We start from the raw sequence: 17,740 nt of genomic DNA on the forward strand, positions 1-17,740 counted from the left end.
CAATAACTCAATCTATGTTTTCTTTAATAACGAAAGAGATTTAATGATATTAGATTAAATCTCTTTTTTATGTCAGTTATAGATATATTAATAAAAAAAGTTGAAGAACTTACAAGGGCGGTAAATTCAATTCGATCATCTTCAAAAAAAATACATGAGTTATCTGATATTTCGGGCGAACAAATTTTTGTTGCGGCTAGTAACGGAAGTGAAACAGGCAAAATTTTATTACCATCTCAAAATCCAGACTCACCTAATACGATTTCTGACGCTTGGAGAGATGTTGATCTTTTACCTACATCTAGCGTTATTTTAAATAAAGATAATGCCTCATTTAATTTAAGTGTAAATAGGAATTCTTGGAGTACAATTCCTTACATAAGAGGTTTTAAAAACGGGGAGCCAATCGATGGCTTGAATGGATTTCTAAGAAATGATAGTTCAGAATTAATAACTCTAAAACATAATCTTCTTAGTGATCCAGAAGTGACAATTCCTTTCTTTCTGTCAAATGGTTCTGATTACAACATTAAACCTAATGAAATTTTGAGTTTTAAATATTCATTAAAAAGAAATAGATGTGAAATAAGTATCTATGATTTTTGTGCGATTACACCATTAAAGCCACAATCTGAAGTTTATCGAATTGAAAAAGAACATTTAGAAACTGAAAAAGTTGTTTTTGAATTAAAAAATATTCCATCAGAAAATGAATTCCTATTCACTTTTTGTAATGGAGTATTGCTAAATCCTGATGGAATTAATGTATCGGATAATTTTATTGTTATCGACAAAAAAACAATCGAATATGAATTTAAAGTAGGGATGAAAATTACGGTGAACTATAAATATTGATTCTATGGGACATGAAACAAGTAAAATCTCACAAGAACAAATCGATGGTGTTATAGTTAATTCCGTTTCAGGACCTTCAGTCGATCAAACAGATCCAAAGAACCCAACTATTCCAGCAATCCCTTCTGTTTTTGATGTTAATAATAAGGCAAATAAAAACGGAAGTAACACGGAAGGAGGTGCTTGGTTCATTGATGCGTTGATGTCGGATTTGCTGGCTCGAAATAATCGGATTTTGCGAGTTTTAGCTTCAAGAGATACCATAGAATATGGTAATGAGGATTTGATTCGCCATTTGTTTGTTTTGAATGAAGATGCTAATAATCTGATGATTCGATTGCGAAATGGAGATGTCGGTTATATCTGGAATACCCTTAATTTAAATCCATCTGATTTTTTGAGTAAAGAAGGTGGTATTGTAAATAATGTTCTGAATTATCAATCTGATTTTTCGGCGAGTTACACCGCTAGAAGTTTGGTTGACAAGGCTTATGTAGATTCGAAATCAGGGAAAGAAACGGTAATCATTGGAGATGATAATAGTACTTTTTTTGAGATTCCACATCAGCTTAATTCAATTGATGTTCTGATTCGGATTACACGACTCAGCGATGGAATTAAAGTTCATTGCGCATCGAAACCAATCGATGAAAAAACAATAATTATTTCACTTAAAGAGCCGCCAAGAAAGAACGATTATCAGGTGGATATTTTCAAAATTTTATAATCAAATTAAAACAATAAATTATGCCAGAAGAAATTCTAAAACCGATTCATTATGTAAATGGCGATCTCGAAGTTTCGGGTTCGGTAAAAATCAAAGAAGTTGAAAATGGTGCTGGTTCTATCGTAATTTACGATGAAGAGACAAAAGAACTTAAAAAGCGAACAGGTGCTCAAATTATTGAGGATTTAAATCTTGCGGAAGCGTTTGAAGTTAAACCTGAAACCATCACAAAAACATCGACCAATCAAAAAAATGAAACGGGACATACCCACGAGCTTGGACAAGATGTTAAGAATGATATAGCTAAGGGAGTAGAAGCTCAAGGTTGGGGAAATCATGCTCAGGCTGGTTATTTAAAAACTGAGACCGACCCAGTATATGTTGCCTCGATATCTAGTCAGATGATGATTAAAGGTGATATACTAATCAATTCTGATTTAAATATCTTCAACACAACGACAGGGATTTTCATATGTTCTACAAATGTAGTAGCAGCGAGTTTAACAAATTGTCCAACTGTAATGGCGTTTTCACTTGAGGTTATTGGATATGGTGCAGGAAAGGTTTTTCAAAGAATTACAGACCACAGTCTTAATAAAATTTATATAAGAAATTGGGGAGGTGCTTCTTGGTCAGCATGGAAAACTACAGCCCTATCGTCAGATATAAAAGATTGGATTCCATATGAAGGAGCAAATAAAATGGTGAATTTAGGAAGACAAGTTTCTCAATCTGGAGAAATGAGACTTTTAGATAAATTTTCGACAAGTGTTAATACAGCTTCTGAGTATTTTCTATCAATCGGTGAAAATAAATTTATAATTTTTAAATTAACTAATAAGATTTTTTCTGCTAATACTCGATATTTAATAGAGATTAAAGGAAGAGAGAATTTTTCAGATTTAGTTCCGCTTAATTTAACAATTACTGGGCGTTACGGCAGTGATATCAGAGCTGTTTCTTCGGATCAAGGTATTAAGGTTATCTATTATGAAGATGATCTTACTGGATATATTGCTGTAGAAACAAGAGGTCAATATGGATATTTTGCGATAAAGGCTGTCAACTCTAATATTATTGATTCAACAATCAAAGCGAATAGTTTAGATACATCTGACAAATTAAATGTTGTAAATGCACCTATAGATGTTGTGGCATTACGCTCGTGGGCAAATTCAAACTTTGCTTTAATCTCTCAAACCTATACCAAAAACCAAGTTAACGATTTACTAGCTCCAAAGTTAGATATCGAAGATTTGAACGGTTTTGTGAATAATGTAACTTACAACAGTTCGAACCATAAAATCACATTTTTTAAGCAAAATGCACCAAATATTGAGGTTGATTTACCAATCGAAAGTTTAATTAAGAACGCTTCTTTAGATGGAAACAATCTTGTTTTTACCTTCGAGGATAACACAACGGTTTCAGTTCCGTTGAATACTCTTTTAGTTGGTGTTGTTAAAGAGGTTAACGGAAAAGTTCCGAACAGTCAAGGTGTAATTACTCTTGAAATAGCTGATATTCCGAGTTTGTCAAGCGCTTTGGATGGAAAGTCAAATATTCGTTTATCGAATGTAGCTTCTGATTTAAATCCAACAGAAAAATCGACATTCAGAAATAAAGTTGGTGCTGGAACGGTAAATTCGGTTTCTATCACATTACCTGAAGGTCTTGTTGCTGGTACAATGTCAATAACCGATACAGGAACATTTGACGTAGCATTTGCTCAAGGCTATCAATTACTTACAACAGCTGAACAACTTACTTGGAATAAGGTGACTGAAGAAGCAGTTAGAACTAGTGGTGATCAAGAAATTTACGGTAGTAAAACAGCAATGGAAGATTGGATGTTTAACAAGCCTATTACTATTGCAGATGGTTTCGAAGATAGTCACTCAGTTTCGATTCGACAGTTAGGTCAAAAAGCAGACAAGAATCTTGATAACCTTCAAGATACCTTAACTACTCTACAGACCGATGTAATTAAAGAGAAGTTGAAGATTGATAATTTTCAAAATACAGGACGTGTTATTCCGTTAGTTATTTCTTCTGAGTTTACAGATGTTTTAACATCAATTCCAGAGGTTACTGTTGAAAATGCAGTAACATATAGACGTAATAGAACGTTAATTGTTTCTGTTACGTTGAAGAACTCATCAATTGCTGATACTGATGTTGTAACTGGAAATTCAATAGTTAAGTTGTTTGATTTACCGCAATTGATTATTAATAGATTGCAATCAGAGATCAGAGATGTAATTCCGCATATCAAAATGACTTCTACTGATATTTACTCGACAGCAACTAATAAAATGATTGTAGATTTTGAAGATTTTTCAATAAAACAACCATTTAGATTGACTCTTAGGAGTCGTTCAGTTACTACTTTCTATGCTGCATTTGAGTGTTTGAATATGTAAAAATGATTAAACCTAGCCTAATCGCTAGGTTTTTTTATGTCCTTATTTAATGGTTTGTTTGAAGTCGCACGCGTTAGAATTGAAAAAGTAGATCCGTTATTTGGGACTTATTACGGTTGGAACCTGATTTGCGATAGTAAAAACCATGAAAGTATAGTGTTTTATACGAGTAAGTGGGATCTTTTGTGAATTGGTAAAATAATAAATTTTAACATAATATAATTTGTTTATGTAAATTATATTACTAAATTTGATTGTTTTCGTAGAACAATTCACTGTTAATACGCATTATCTACAAGTTGATTAAAAGAGGGAAAGCTACTCAATTGAGTAGCTTTTTTTTTACTTTTTTTGTAGATTTAGCGAATTAACCAAAATAATATTTTATGAAAGTAAAAATAATAAGCGCTCTGTCCATTTTTACAGGAATGCTTTGCTTGTTTTTTATTGACCAGTGGGTATTGAATTTGATTTCTTTTTTTTTAATCTCGGCTGGTATTGTTGGATTGATTAAATACAGAAATGAGCATAAAAATCAATTCTATTTAAAGGATAAAAAAGTTTTAGAAAACTTAAATAAAAATTATGATACATATGCTGAAATAGAATTTCCAATTAAAGGTATGTATAATACCAATGCTAAAAAATTGTTAGATGAGCATTCTATTACTCTAGGTACACGTTTAGAAGTTAAGCCAGAACCTGACAATAGACATGATAAAAACGCAATGATTGTCTCGTATAATTCTGAGAAAATAGGATATGTGGACAAAGAAAGTGCATTACAAGTTAAACACCTGTATACTAAAGGTTATAAAATTTGCTATGTAGATAAAATAATGAATTACGAGAATGATTACTTTGTTTTAGTACAAATGCCTTTCATGTAATATTAAAGCCACCCTAATGGGTGGCTTTTTTGTTGGTCAATAACTCAACGTTTAAAAAGCAAATAAAAAAGTCTTTAAAATCTATTTTAGATAAAACAGATTAATAATCAATGAAATGATAATAGAAATTTTAAACAAAAATTACGATGCTATCGTAATGCAGCTGGCCGTTGTGGTGTTGGCTTGGATAATCGTAGTTGCATCAATCGGAATCGATTTACATTTTGGAATTAAAAAAAGTAGAGAGCTTGGTGTTTTCAAAACGCATTCTTACGGTTTGCGTAAAACATCCGAAAAGGTTGTTCAATATCTAGCCTTTATGATGTTTATGCTTTTTATTGATGTCTTAAATCCGATTTGGGCATATTTAAGTTTTCCTGCATTGCCTTTGTTATCAATTTTTGGAGCTATTGTTTTGGTTTATACTGAATGGAAATCCGTGCGAGAAAAAGCAGATGAGAAGTTTCGTTATGCTATAAAAAACAATCCGATTGACATCATCAATTTCATTCGTGAAAATAGAGAATTGATTGATGAATTAAGAAATTTAAAAAATGAAGAAAATGAAAAATAGATTAATTCTACTTGATAACGGGCATGGTATTGAAACCGCTGGGAAACGTTCGCCTATATTACAAGATGGTTCTCAACTGTTTGAATATGAATTTAACCGTGATATTGTAAGACGAATCGCAAAAGCATTAGATAAAGAACAAATTGATTATGTGATTCTCGTTCCCGAATTAAAAGACGTTTCGCTTGCTGAGCGTGTAAAACGTGCGAATGCTCATCACGCTAAATGTGGAAAACATACTTGTCTGATTTCTGTTCACTCAAACGCTGGAGGCGGGACTGGGTTCGAGGTTTTTACCTCGGTTGGTCAAACCAAATCAGATGAATTCGCACAGATTATGTTTGATGCGTTTAAAAAGGAATTTCCTGAACAAAAAATGCGAAGTGATAGAGTTGATGGTGATGATGACAAAGAATCTAATTTCTACATCTTAAAAAATACAAATTGTCCGGCAATGCTTACAGAATCTTTTTTTATGGACCATCTTCAAGATCTAAAAATTTTGATGTCTGAATATGGGCGTTCGAGAATAGCTAAAGCTCATGTTGAAGCAATTAAAAAAATCATTAAACTTTAATTTAATTAAAATGAAACATTTATTACTAATAGTTTTAGCTGCGATAATCTTGACAGGTTGTCGTAGCTCTAAAAAAGAAGAAGCCCAAAAGGAAATTCATTATGAATTAGTAACCACGCTTCGAGATTCGCTCGTTATTACTCACGAGAAAAAAGAAACAATCACCGAACGCGTGATTGAAAAGTCTGAAGAAAAAAAAGAGAAAGCAGACAATTACAAGCGCACCGATAAGGACGGTACAGTTCACGAATTTTCTAATTACAACACTGAGGTTAAAACCGATGAGAAAGTCTCGGAAAACATAAAAGAATTGACGGAAAAGTATAGTCAATTAGAATTAAAGTTTTCAGAATTACAAGAAAAATATAATGAACTCGAAAAACTATCCAAGAAAGAAAAAGACTTTGATTTTGGTTCTGTTTTATGGATTCTGTTTGGAATTTGTGTTGTAGCTGGAATTATTTATTTGTATAGGAAATTTAAACTTTAAACACCGACTTTTATAATGCTACGCTGTTGTACGGTTTACTTTATTTTAAAAAATTTTTTGTAGTAGTGTTGTTTGTTTGGGTTGCTTTGAGGTATTTTACCTTTGTAAAACATAATAAACTACTGCGTCCTTTGTAAAGTCGAAACCATTTTAGTGCAACAGCAGTTGTTTTTATAATAAAACAAGCCGACTTTTTACGGTCAGCTTGAGTTGTTTAGTTGGTTTTAATTGAATTCCATTTAATTAATAATTCATTACCATTTTTATCTTTTGAAATAGCAATTAATGAATCTTTATCAAGTTTCAATATTTGATAAATGGCTTTATGCTTTGATTTTTGACTATAAAGTTCAATTAAAAAAATGCTTTTATAATTATCAATTCGCCAAAATCCTGTGTTTTTCATTTTAATTTGATTATTTTCTTCAAAAAAAATTTTGTAATCAGTTTCTATTTCATCGGCAATTAAATATTTTTCATTTAAGAAAACTATTGAGTTTTCTTCTTTCATCCATTCTTTATTTAATAAATAGTTAAATAAATTTTCTGAATCAATATTTAGTTGATTTTCCTGTAATGGATAAAGGTACACAAATGTATTACTCATTATGTCTTCTAAAATTAATAAATTTTCTTCTAATTTTTTTATTAAATAAATTCTTTCCTCATTTGAATTCAAGATTACATCTTTTTTAATTAAATATTCTATAGATTCAATTTGCTTTTCACCAATATCTTTAATGTATAATTTTTTAGAATCTTCAAAGTCTAATATATAACTATCTATGACGACATTCCAGCCAATTTTGTCAGTTATAATTTCAGTATTATAAACAATCCATTTCTTATGAATAGTATTTTCCATATTTTGATTATATGATTTAGTAATAATTATAATATTTAATAGAAAAAAAATAATTTGTTTCATTTTAAAAGAAGCGATCTAATATTAAAATAATTTGGTTAATGATTGTTATTTTATTCCAAACAGCTGGTTGTGTTGAAATATTACTTTGAATAGGTGAATTAACACGAGAGCCAATTTTTATATCATTAGACAAATCTAATAAGTTTTTAATTTCAGAATTTAAATGAGCCTGCATAGAAGTTGCAAATGCTTTTTGAACCAATGACGGAGCAGAATAGAACTTTCCGTTTGATAGTTGTGCCATACTTCCGATATCTATTGCAGCTTGATTTGCAGCTATTGTACTTGCTTTTTTTGCTAAATTTGAACTTATAATAGTTCCGTCTTTTAGTTTTATTGGCAATCCAACTTCTATCTCAAATTTCACTTCCTTTATTTTACCTCGTCTATCAGTAACAGATAAGACAAGTCCTGTTACGCCTGCGGCTTGCCAATTACTTGTTAATGTTTGAAAATTAAATGATTCAGAGGATAATCCAACTTGACCTCCACCACCTTCACTTTCGTTAAGCGATACAAATTCGTAGAAATTTTGGTATGTGGCTTCAAAATTGTTATTTGTATATTGATTATAATAGTTATAAAAATCATCTAAATCATCCCCACTAAATGACCAACCAATTGTTTTATCACCATCCAATATTGGTACGGCATCCGCTCCACTCGGGTCTGCCCAATAAACAGGATTATTATCAAACGCACTATAAGGCGAAAAATCATGATGTACAACAGGATCTTGAACTATCCAACGCCCAATAGCTGGGTCGTATTGACGAAGATCCATTTCATACATATTTAGCCCAAAACTATCCTCAAATTCTTTACCGTTGTATTTAATTTGCTCCGCTTCAACACTTCTTTCATCTCTGACTCCCATGTTGTATCCGTCGTGCTGTAAACCAAAAGGATAATAGTTTTTCTCTTCTAATATTTCCTCGGCTGGGTTAATTTCTCCGTCTCCGTTTAAATCTGCGTAACTAAGCCTTACATTTCCTAAGTGATCTTTGTATTGATATACGTAAAGATAACCACCGCCGTCTTTTGGCTTCACATAGCCCTCAGCGTGCGGAAAGAACTGCAATTTCCCGTTTAAATACTGAAAACCATTAATGTATTCGGTGGTCTGTGCCAGACCACTTGTCGGTTGAACTACTTTTTTAACTTTTGAGCCAGAAGCATCATAAGTATAAAGTATTTTACCTGTATTAAAAGTAATCTCAGTTGGTAAATTTAAATGATTATACTTAATATTTGAAATATTTTTGTTATTATCTTTTGTTATGTTCCCGAAATCATCATATTCATAATCATCTCCTGTATTAGTTCCGTCTTTAAATCCATCAGGACTACCATTTTCATCTGTGACTTTCATCAATCGATTTCCAGTATAACTATAGGTCAATTCGTCTATTTCATTTAATTGTCCATCTGGTTCTTCTCCTGTACGGTATAATGAAAGAATGTTTCCATTCTTGTCGTAAGTTAAACTTTCTTGGTGCTCTGTTTTTCTACTCATTCCTGGACCGCCACCAAGACTACGTAAAGTTTGTGCATTTGTAAGCCTGTTTAAATGGTCGTAATCAAAGGTGTAACCTCTTAATTTATTGTCATTTTTTGTTTGCCAAAGAATGCTGCTAATTCCACCATTGTATAATATCTCGTCATCTAAGATGTGATATCCATCATTATTGTAATTTATTATTAAACTGAATAAGTCTTTTTCGTCTAAAGGATCAAATTGATAATTGTTTATTGTTGTAAGCCAACCACGAACATTGTATTTATAATCAACTTTTTGTAAGTTTCCTGAGGTTGCTCCAACATTTTTGGTTACCAAAACTCCTAATTGATCATAAACATTTGAGAGTATCGTTTCTTGAGGTTGACTTCCAATTTGTTGTTTTTGTGTTAATAATCTATTTTGATTATCATAAGTAAACGAATTTGTTATCACAGTTTCACCATCACTTGAGGTCTTTTTATACTTAGTGATTGACTTGGTTGGTGTGCCATTAAATAACATTACATTATCCGTTTGTATATAACCGCCAAAACTGTTTATAGTATAACTTCTTAAAGGTTGATATTTTGCATTATATAAAGTATAAGATAAATCACCTTTACGTTCTGCATCTGTAGTAACAGTTCTTATCCAACTTCCAGTTTGTAAACCTTTAGGTTTTTGAATGGTTGCAACACTTTCTATAGAAGGAAATGCAGTTGGTGCATTTGGATAAAGATAATCATCGTAATAATTTATACTCAATAAGTGAGTTGATGTTGTTGGAAATGCATTGTTTGAATAGCGAATTGCAATACCATCTAAAGTAATATTAGATGTTTGTTTAGTTTCATTTACAACTGTTTGATTATTTACTGTAGTTTGTATATTTTTTCGCTCAGCAGAACTAAAAGTACTCGCATTATAAAATCCTGTATAAACTACACGGCTTAAATCATCATATTTACTAAATATCCATCCTTTAGTACTATTTCCAAACGGACTGTAAACAGGTCCTGTCAAAACAATTCGGTCTGCTTTGTCATAAACAATGTATTCCCAATCTTTTTGAGGTAGTTTTTTTTCAATTAATCTGTTTTTCTTATCATAAATGTATCGATAACATAAGGTATTTAGATTAGTTTCTGTAACTACGCCATTTGCCAAAGGAGGAATCACAAAAGCTAAATTACCATGAAAATCATAGGCATAATATGTGTCGTGTGCGACATTATTGTTATAAGTTCGTTTTAAAATAACTTTCCCATCAACTCCTTTAAACTCTTCGATTGTGTTGTTTTTACCTGAAGTCCAATTTTCGTTTTTTACAATGGTTTTGTGTAAAGCACTTTTAGGATAAAATCCATTATCAGAAATGGAATTTTTAAAAGATTCAGTTGTTGCGTCCCACGTTGTACTTATATTATACTTTTTAACTTCGTTAGCAACATTAAAATTATATTCTGTTTTGATGGTATGTCCATTTCCCATTGCCCAATCTTTACCAGGAGCAGCCGTTTCAAGAACTCTAGGATCAGGTCTTTTTTCTAATCTAACTTCAGAATAGGGATTGTTTGTTCCCATATATTCATAAGCGTAAAGATTTGAATGAAAATTAATTGTATTTGTTTTAGCATCTGCTACAAATTGAGTTCCTGAATTTGTAAATGGTAAATAGTTTTTAATTTTACCAATGTTCTTTTCATACTCAACGTGGGTTATAATACTTTTTCCACTTTCGGGTGAAGCATTTTGTTCTATGACTTGAATCGTTCGTCCTAATCCATCTAAATAGGTTGTAGTTACAATATTTTTAGAGGAACTTGGGTTTGAAACATTATTCTCGTTAGCGTAAATTGTCTCTTTTATATAATTTTGGTCTGTAGATTGAGAAAATCCTAAATTACAAACTATAAAAAATGCGATATATATATAAATTTTATTTACCATGATTATTAATTTTTATAGTTATAATTATATTCTTTCAAAATCAATGAATTGTGGTCTTTGATACGGTAAAGTCTATTGAAATTATCGTATTCATAAAATTCGTCTCTACCGTTAACGTCAGTCATCGATGTCATTCCAACCAAAGGATTAAATGTGTATGATTTGATTTTCGCATTCGGATGAGCAGTTCGCAAATCATCAACTAAGTTGCGTATGTTGTTTTCACTGTAATTAAGATCAGTTAAATTACTAGCTGAAATTAAGTTTGTTAATATTTGTTGGTTAATTTCAGAATACCTTATATTATGCAATTCTGCAACTACAAAAGCTCCATTATATCCCCAAATTTGAGAAACATAAACCCCATCTTTAGTTTTATATTCTAAGAGTTTACCCGCACAAGAATATTTGGTGTACTCATTTTCGACTTCCAACGGTAGATTTGCTTTTGCTACTTTTGTGTTAGATAAATTATAGTATGAATTCACTACATTATTTTGAATACAATTTATAATAGCATAAAAATTTTCAGAACGATTTAAAGCTATACCGTTTTTAAACTTACTTACAGTTTTTGGTAAATAAGAATCGTTATGTTTTACATAGGTATATTGCTCTTCGAAAGTTTCGTTCAAAAGAGAATTGATGATTTTTTTAGATGTCAAATTTCGAGAAATCGTATCAAATCTACTTTCAGTAATCAATTCTAAAGGAGTTGAATTACCGTTTACATAATTTCGGTTGATTACTTTTTCGTAAGTTTTTATTGGTTGTTTATTTATACCTGAAGCACTCGGATTAAATTCTTTAAAAGTTCTTGAAAAAATATTTTCCTCAATAATGTTTCCGTTTTGATCTTTTTTGACAATTTTATCTGGAAGTATTCTTTCTGAATGACTTTTTTGATTTAGGGGATTAGAAAATGTAAATTCTGTTTTACCTAAACCTGAAACTTCTACAGAAACATTTTCGTAAAAAATTAAATCGGAATAACTTTTTGTGCTACTTACTACAAATCCACCTTGTGAAGAGCCATAAAATGAAACACCGCTGCTTGCATTTGGGTTTAGAAAATTTCTATAATTATACGTAATTTCTTTGCTAGGCGGAAAACTAATCCCTTCCTGATTCCACTCTTCATCGGGATCTATCTTATCATAATATTTAACATTTTTAATTCTTAAACCTTGTCCATATAATAATCTTTGTAACTCATTATCTGGTTTATATTTTATCACTTTTAATGTAAAAGAATTGTACAAATGATGATAACCAGCATCATATTCTAATGCTACTAATGGGGTATTTATTACATCAATTTTATAACCTAAATCACAAATAACATTTTTTTTATCGAGATTACTTAATAATGCTCCTGTTGAAGATTGAGTTAAAAGAGTTTGAACTTTTAATTTAGGAAACTTATTAAGGTTAGGTCTAAGTGGATCTGAATCATATAAGCGCGCATCATAATTAACAAAAATTGTATTAAAGTTTGAATTATTAATTAGAGAAATATTTCCTATGTATCTGTTTTTTAGGGGTTGATGTGTTAAAGGTACATTAACAAAGGTGAAGTTATTTGAATTATTATTTCTATATTTTTCCGTATTTATGGGATCTAAATCATTACTCCCATCAAATGTTTTATCGTAAAAATCATTTGGTTCAAATTCATAAATTGTAAATCCACCCATTGGATTTATGATTCGACTCAATACACCATAATCATAATATAAATAGTTTCTATGAGCGTGTGAAAAATTATGACATTTATCCTCTCTTACTAGAAATCCGGATCTATTTATTGTTGCATTTGGAATCAATTGATTATAATTATATTCTAAAGAATAAGTTTGTTTATCGGACAAATCTTTAGAGTATATATCAACAAATTGAAGTGCATTTTTTTTCCATACACCATTACTTGCTATGTGTTGATATCCATTATACTTTAAATCGATATGTTTTAATTGTTGATTTATAGTGTTTTTTAGTGTAATTGTGTTTTTTATTTCGGATTCTAATTCAAGTTCTACTTTACCAATGTTGTTAATTTTAATTTCTTGTAAAACTTGTCTACTCTTATAATAATAATTTTCGATTCTACTCGATAACCTAATTTTATGAGATCCATCATAATTATATTCACATAAAGTAGTTCCAAATCTATTTTGAATGGAACTCAAATAATATTCAAAAGGATATAAGTAAGGTCGCCCCTCAGTATCAACTTGCGCTAGATCGTAGGTGGAATAGGTATTAAAAAAGTATTTATACCCATTCTTGTCAGTTATTGTAAATGAAGTTATTTTATATTTAGTATAACCGTCTTGATCTACAATTAAAGGTGTATTAATAAACTCTATTTTTGCATAATCATTTTGTTCTATAATAACAATTTTAAACTGGTTATTTTCTCTCTTAAAATAAAATTTACCAGTTAATCCAAAAATATCATATATAAATGTATCGGGCTCGTCTCTAGTCACATTATTTGGTGTAACCTCATAATACATCTCATCGGTTTTTGGAAGATCAATATTATAAAAGGGTAAATGTTGCCATTTATGACGTCTAGTAATCTTAGAGGAGATTGATAACCTCCAAAAATCACCTACTTCTTGTGTACTATAATAAATAGATGAATTTGAAAATAAATCATATTGTAATTTAAAATTTAAACTAAAATTAGGATCAACAGTTTGTACATTAAATAATTCAATTCCAATATCTGGGATCCCAGAGCAATATTCAACAGGTAATTCAGCAGTATTGAAAACAAGATTATTATTTTGAGGGGCTTCATACATCGTTTGACCAAAATTATTAATTGCAAACAGAAGTAATAGTATTTGTAAAATATATTTCATAACAAGTTTTATTTTTTAATTACTTTAACCGACCCGTTAAAAACGTCTGTTTTGACATGGACCACATAAATACCTTCAGGATAATTACCTAAGTCAATCGGTACCATATCATAAGAAATAGTTTCAGTATATAGAACACGCCCCGCTAAATCAACAATGCTAATCGTTCCTTCTTCATATTCATGATTGATAACAATATTAGAATACTGTTCGGTTGGATTAGGAAACGCTTCAAGTTTAATTTCTGTTTCCTTTTCTTTTTCTTTTGATTTTAATTTCACAATCCAATAATCGTCTCTACCCTGTGAACTTTTTTTGTCAGCAGAAATTTTTCCGTTAGAATTTCCAGCAAATACAAATCCGCCATCTCTAGTTTGAGTTACTTTTCTAAGTAAATCACTACCATCTGTAGAAAGTTTTTTGTTCCAAATTTCTTCACCTTTGTCATTTGTAATCAAAGAAATATAACTTTTATTAAAAGTTTTCTCATCCATCTGATATCCGCCAAGTAAAATTTCGTTTGCATTTGAGTCATAAATCACACTTGTTAAATAATCATCACCTTTAAAATCATAAGTGAATTGTTGATCATTTTCGAAATTAAAATCTGTTTTAATAACCCAGAAATCATTGTGCTTTTCAGAGTTTACAGATTTGTTTCCACCTCCGTTTGAAGAACTTGTTCCGGCAATGATGAAACCTTTTTCTGTCTCTATAATATCCGTTAAAAAATCATCTGATTCGCCACCAAAGACCTTTTGATTTTTTAAATTTCCTTCAGAATCCAGCTTCAATATCCAGAAATCGAAACCGCCATTAGTGTCAAAATATTTATATTCACTAATAGGAGAATTGGAACTTCCACCAATAATTATTTCATCATTCTTAGTCAACAAAACAGATTTTACTTCATCATTATAGATTCCACCAAAAGTTTTTTGCCAAATGATATTACCCGTGCTATCAAGCTTTAAAACCCAATAATCTAAACCGCCTAAGTTTTTGTCTTGTTTTTCTCCTGAGATTGTAGAATTAGAATTTGCGACAACTAAATATCCGCCTCCTTTTATTTGTTTGATTTGAACAAGCTTGTCATCTCCGTTACCACCAATGGTTTTTTGCCAATCAACACCACCTTTTGCATTAAGTTTTACAAGCCAAATATCATTTCGTCCACGAAGCGTATCGGTTTTGTCTCCTGATTTGTCAGAATTAGAATAACCGCCTAACATATATCCACCATCGTTTGTAGATATGATATTTTTTAGCATGTCGGCACCAGAACCTCCAAAAGAAAGTTGCCATTCTTCTTCGCCATCTTTATCCATTTTCCAAATGAAATAGTCAAGATTTCCGTTTCCATCTTTAGTTTTATTTCCAGATTTGTTAGAAAGAGAACTTCCAGCAAGAATAAATCCATTGTCAGGAGTAGGGGTCATATCAAAAAGGTATTCTGAATATTTACCTCCCATTGTTTTTTCCCATAGGATTTTTTGTGAATAGCCGTAGGTGCTCAATACTCCAAGGAGCAAAATGAGTAATTTTTGTTTCATAAGTGTATGATTTTAAAAAATAAAACTCCAAAAATAGTTTTTTAAAATTCATTTAAAATAGTGGTAAACCATGATTTTTTAATTAAGTAAAAAAAACTGCTCATTTCTGAACAGTCTTGAATTTATATTTTATTTAATCGCTTTTCTGATTTCTTCACGAGTGCTATATATTTCATCTTGATTTTTTACAAAAACGGTACTTCTAAAGGAATATCTAAAACAAGTAGGTAATAGGTAACTTTAGTTTTAATATTTTTTACCAAATAAAAGCCAACATAAACGCATCTCTCATTTCTTGATTGGTGCGTTTTTCTATTTTAGTAATAGCCTTAAATTCGGCGGCGTTTAGCTTTTTTCTTGTAGGCTTAACTTGGATATACTTTAAGCCATAATACTCGCACATTTCACATATTTTCTTTGCTGTTTCAAAGTTTGCACCGGTACGTTCCCCAATTTTTGCATTGATGGCCGAAGAGCCATGAACTTTTCTATGCCAATTAGACTTGTTTAAAAAACCACACTCAACATAAACTTTGATATTGTCTTTTCCAAAGGAGTTGATTAATTGACTAAATCGGTCAAAGAGCTCAAAGAAACTAAGTGTGGTTAGCTCGGTTTGGTTTTGGTAGATTAGGGCAAAGCCCGATTTATCGCAATCGGGATCAATGCCTATTTTTATCATGATGCTTTTTAAATTTTTAAAAAGGTCTAATTTTCATGTCACAGTCAAATTTTTTCAATAGAAATAATATTGTGCTTTAATCTTAAAAGCAATTTATTATGAGTGAATTAACGTCTATTTTTGAAATGTGTAATGAGTTTGTAGAACTTTTAATTAAAGTTTTATCTTTTGTGAGACTTTTAAAAAATAAGAAAAGCGGGGGTAATTAACCCGCTTTTACTATCCTAAATCAATTTCAAGTTCCTCGTTTGTCAATGCAAAATAAAGGTTTTGAAATTCATGAAGATACTTTTTGTTAGCAATCCAAATATTACCGTTTTCTTTTTTAATAATAACTAATTGCGTACCATCAAAAAAGAATCTTAAAACAGAAAATGGTTCAATGTAATAATATAAACCCAAACTACCTTCTTTTTGTTTAATCCCCTTAATTTTTTTCATTATGTCAGGGGTCAGCTCGATTGGCTCTAAACTTGAATAAAATATTAAAGAGGTTCTTTTATGAGTCGTAAAATATTCAATTCTCGCAGAGTTTTCTCTTAATTCAATTACCTTACCCTGCTTGGTATTATTACCTATTCTTAATTCGTCTTTTTTCATAAACTATTTATTTTCTTTTATTATTGATTATATCCTCAGTTTCCATATCATTTTGCCACTTACTACAAGTGGGAAGTTTTAGTTGTTTCAATATCTATTGCTTTTCTTGCTTTTAAAATTAACTCTTCAAAATAACCAACGCTTGGAGCTGATCCTAATTCAATTTTTGCAATTAGTTTTGTAAATTTTTCATATTCAGTCATTATTATAAACCACTTTCTACAAGAGGGAAGTTTTATTGTATTCTTACTTTTCTATGGAAAGAGTTTATTAAACTAATTTGTTTATTAACCCACTCCACATAGCCTTCATCAGCACATTCAGCGCAACTTCTAATTTGCTCTTGTCCTTGAATAATAGCATCTAATTCCTCTTCAGTTATATTAAAACATTTATATTTCCTTTGTTTTTCAGCCATATATCAAAACCACTTTCTACAAGTGGGAAGTTTTATTGTGTTAGTATTTTTCCAAGTTTGATTACAAAGTAGTCCTTTCCTTTTTCTGCGCCCCATTCTTCTTTTCCTTTTCCGTAGTCAATACCAGAGCACTCAATTATAAGCGAAGGCGAATTTTTAGAGTACCCGTTTGTGAATTTTATTTTATTAAATTTCTTGAATCGGTGAACAAGTGGGGCATCAATTATTAGAAACCTATTTTTCCAATAATCTTTAATCTCTCTATACTCTTCCGTTTTTTCTCCAGAAAGGATCATTTCGAACCATTTCTTATTTAGAGTTAAGTGTAGCATCATTTTAGCTCCTTTTTTATTTGAATCAAAAATTTAACCGCAAAAATCAGTGCCACAACTAGCGCAATATTTGCAAAAACTAAGAGCGCAATTATTAAGCAGAACATGGTTTAACTGGCTTTAAGTATTTTTTCAAAATTTCAATTCCGTCTAAAACGGCCTGATTATCGCCTTGATTAATGCAAATACCTTTTAGATTATTATTCTCATCTAATTCAGAAATATAGATTGAAATGAAATTGGTATCAGCTAGGTTAAACAACGTTTTATATTGTCCTTCACTATTTATTATATAGCATATTTTGAAAAGGGTCTGTAATCTATCCATAAATTAATTTTACTAGAGTTAATAAAATAAGAAAGGCTA

At 30.6% G+C, this 17,740-nt stretch carries 17 protein-coding genes; 7 read left to right on the forward strand and 10 right to left on the reverse strand.

Features of this window, described 5'->3' with window-relative positions; genetic code table 11:
- The first annotated feature begins 69 nt into the window (after positions 1-69).
- From HW119_RS10105 to HW119_RS10135, 7 genes are all read left to right on the forward strand, one after another.
- A complete protein-coding gene (locus HW119_RS10105) occupies positions 70-855 on the forward strand; it encodes a hypothetical protein (RefSeq protein ID WP_177764031.1) in 786 nt (261 codons plus the stop codon).
- 4 nt (positions 856-859) lie between these two features.
- On the forward strand, positions 860-1,582 hold the full coding sequence (locus HW119_RS10110) for a hypothetical protein (RefSeq protein WP_177764033.1): 723 nt from the start codon (positions 860-862) through the stop codon (positions 1,580-1,582).
- A gap of 20 nt (positions 1,583-1,602) precedes the next feature.
- Positions 1,603-4,005 (forward strand): pyocin knob domain-containing protein, encoded by a 2,403-nt coding sequence (locus HW119_RS10115; RefSeq protein WP_177764035.1) that lies wholly within the window; start codon positions 1,603-1,605, stop codon positions 4,003-4,005.
- Between the two features lie 386 nt (positions 4,006-4,391).
- Positions 4,392-4,895, forward strand: coding sequence for an HIRAN domain-containing protein (locus tag HW119_RS10120; RefSeq protein ID WP_177764037.1), 504 nt, complete (start codon positions 4,392-4,394; stop codon positions 4,893-4,895).
- A gap of 115 nt (positions 4,896-5,010) precedes the next feature.
- On the forward strand, positions 5,011-5,469 hold the full coding sequence (locus HW119_RS10125; RefSeq protein WP_177764039.1) for a holin: 459 nt from the start codon (positions 5,011-5,013) through the stop codon (positions 5,467-5,469).
- Positions 5,459-6,046 (forward strand): N-acetylmuramoyl-L-alanine amidase, encoded by a 588-nt coding sequence (locus tag HW119_RS10130; RefSeq protein ID WP_177764041.1) that lies wholly within the window; start codon positions 5,459-5,461, stop codon positions 6,044-6,046. Before HW119_RS10125 ends, HW119_RS10130 begins: the two co-directional genes overlap by 11 nt.
- Before the next feature lie 10 nt (positions 6,047-6,056).
- Positions 6,057-6,536, forward strand: a complete 480-nt coding sequence (locus HW119_RS10135; RefSeq protein WP_177764043.1) for a hypothetical protein — start codon at positions 6,057-6,059, stop codon at positions 6,534-6,536.
- 214 nt (positions 6,537-6,750) lie between these two features.
- Here the strand turns inward: HW119_RS10135 and HW119_RS10140 are convergent, their stop codons facing one another.
- The 10 genes from HW119_RS10140 to HW119_RS10185 all read right to left on the reverse strand — a co-directional run bounded on the left by HW119_RS10140 (position 6,751) and on the right by HW119_RS10185 (position 17,701).
- Positions 6,751-7,401 carry an HpaA family protein gene (locus HW119_RS10140; protein WP_218620348.1) on the reverse strand — a complete coding sequence of 217 codons (651 nt, stop codon included), beginning with the start codon at positions 7,399-7,401 and terminating at the stop codon, positions 6,751-6,753.
- Between the two features lie 64 nt (positions 7,402-7,465).
- The gene (locus HW119_RS10145; RefSeq protein ID WP_177764047.1) at positions 7,466-10,915 is read right to left on the reverse strand and encodes a DUF6443 domain-containing protein; all 3,450 of its coding nucleotides are present in this window, start codon (positions 10,913-10,915) and stop codon (positions 7,466-7,468) included.
- Between the two features lie 5 nt (positions 10,916-10,920).
- Positions 10,921-13,788 carry a hypothetical protein gene (locus HW119_RS10150; protein ID WP_177764049.1) on the reverse strand — a complete coding sequence of 956 codons (2,868 nt, stop codon included), beginning with the start codon at positions 13,786-13,788 and terminating at the stop codon, positions 10,921-10,923.
- Between the two features lie 8 nt (positions 13,789-13,796).
- The gene (locus HW119_RS10155) at positions 13,797-15,341 is read right to left on the reverse strand and encodes a T9SS type A sorting domain-containing protein (RefSeq protein ID WP_177764051.1); all 1,545 of its coding nucleotides are present in this window, start codon (positions 15,339-15,341) and stop codon (positions 13,797-13,799) included.
- Between the two features lie 256 nt (positions 15,342-15,597).
- Positions 15,598-16,023, reverse strand: coding sequence for a hypothetical protein (locus HW119_RS10160; protein WP_177764053.1), 426 nt, complete (start codon positions 16,021-16,023; stop codon positions 15,598-15,600).
- Positions 16,024-16,242: 219 nt separating this feature from the next.
- Positions 16,243-16,623 carry a hypothetical protein gene (locus HW119_RS10165; RefSeq protein ID WP_177764055.1) on the reverse strand — a complete coding sequence of 127 codons (381 nt, stop codon included), beginning with the start codon at positions 16,621-16,623 and terminating at the stop codon, positions 16,243-16,245.
- Positions 16,624-16,685: 62 nt separating this feature from the next.
- Positions 16,686-16,826: a hypothetical protein gene (locus HW119_RS10170; RefSeq protein ID WP_177764057.1), complete on the reverse strand. Its 141-nt coding sequence runs from the start codon at positions 16,824-16,826 to the stop codon at positions 16,686-16,688.
- A 32-nt stretch (positions 16,827-16,858) separates the two neighbouring features.
- Complete coding sequence (locus tag HW119_RS10175) at positions 16,859-17,041, reverse strand: hypothetical protein (protein WP_177764059.1); 183 nt, start codon at positions 17,039-17,041, stop codon at positions 16,859-16,861.
- 32 nt (positions 17,042-17,073) lie between these two features.
- A complete protein-coding gene (locus HW119_RS10180; protein ID WP_218620350.1) occupies positions 17,074-17,376 on the reverse strand; it encodes an ASCH domain-containing protein in 303 nt (100 codons plus the stop codon).
- A 91-nt stretch (positions 17,377-17,467) separates the two neighbouring features.
- A complete protein-coding gene (locus HW119_RS10185) occupies positions 17,468-17,701 on the reverse strand; it encodes a hypothetical protein (protein WP_177764061.1) in 234 nt (77 codons plus the stop codon).
- Positions 17,702-17,740 lie beyond the last annotated feature (39 nt).

The organism is Flavobacterium sp. I3-2 (genome assembly GCF_013389595.1).
Lineage (GTDB): Bacteria > Bacteroidota > Bacteroidia > Flavobacteriales > Flavobacteriaceae > Flavobacterium.

Bases quoted from the DNA above. Each gene is read 5' to 3' on its own strand.
- HW119_RS10105 (WP_177764031.1), top strand. From the start codon at position 70: ATGTCAGTTATAGATATATTAATAAAAAAAGTTGAAGAACTTACAAGG.
- HW119_RS10110 (WP_177764033.1), top strand. From the start codon at position 860: ATGGGACATGAAACAAGTAAAATCTCACAAGAACAAATCGATGGTGTT.
- HW119_RS10115 (WP_177764035.1), top strand. From the start codon at position 1,603: ATGCCAGAAGAAATTCTAAAACCGATTCATTATGTAAATGGCGATCTC.
- HW119_RS10120 (WP_177764037.1), top strand. From the start codon at position 4,392: ATGAAAGTAAAAATAATAAGCGCTCTGTCCATTTTTACAGGAATGCTT.
- HW119_RS10125 (WP_177764039.1), top strand. From the start codon at position 5,011: ATGATAATAGAAATTTTAAACAAAAATTACGATGCTATCGTAATGCAG.
- HW119_RS10130 (WP_177764041.1), top strand. From the start codon at position 5,459: ATGAAAAATAGATTAATTCTACTTGATAACGGGCATGGTATTGAAACC.
- HW119_RS10135 (WP_177764043.1), top strand. From the start codon at position 6,057: ATGAAACATTTATTACTAATAGTTTTAGCTGCGATAATCTTGACAGGT.
- HW119_RS10140 (WP_218620348.1), bottom strand. From the start codon at position 7,401: ATGGAAAATACTATTCATAAGAAATGGATTGTTTATAATACTGAAATT.
- HW119_RS10145 (WP_177764047.1), bottom strand. From the start codon at position 10,915: ATGGTAAATAAAATTTATATATATATCGCATTTTTTATAGTTTGTAAT.
- HW119_RS10150 (WP_177764049.1), bottom strand. From the start codon at position 13,788: ATGAAATATATTTTACAAATACTATTACTTCTGTTTGCAATTAATAAT.
- HW119_RS10155 (WP_177764051.1), bottom strand. From the start codon at position 15,341: ATGAAACAAAAATTACTCATTTTGCTCCTTGGAGTATTGAGCACCTAC.
- HW119_RS10160 (WP_177764053.1), bottom strand. From the start codon at position 16,023: ATGATAAAAATAGGCATTGATCCCGATTGCGATAAATCGGGCTTTGCC.
- HW119_RS10165 (WP_177764055.1), bottom strand. From the start codon at position 16,623: ATGAAAAAAGACGAATTAAGAATAGGTAATAATACCAAGCAGGGTAAG.
- HW119_RS10170 (WP_177764057.1), bottom strand. From the start codon at position 16,826: ATGACTGAATATGAAAAATTTACAAAACTAATTGCAAAAATTGAATTA.
- HW119_RS10175 (WP_177764059.1), bottom strand. From the start codon at position 17,041: ATGGCTGAAAAACAAAGGAAATATAAATGTTTTAATATAACTGAAGAG.
- HW119_RS10180 (WP_218620350.1), bottom strand. From the start codon at position 17,376: ATGATGCTACACTTAACTCTAAATAAGAAATGGTTCGAAATGATCCTT.
- HW119_RS10185 (WP_177764061.1), bottom strand. From the start codon at position 17,701: ATGGATAGATTACAGACCCTTTTCAAAATATGCTATATAATAAATAGT.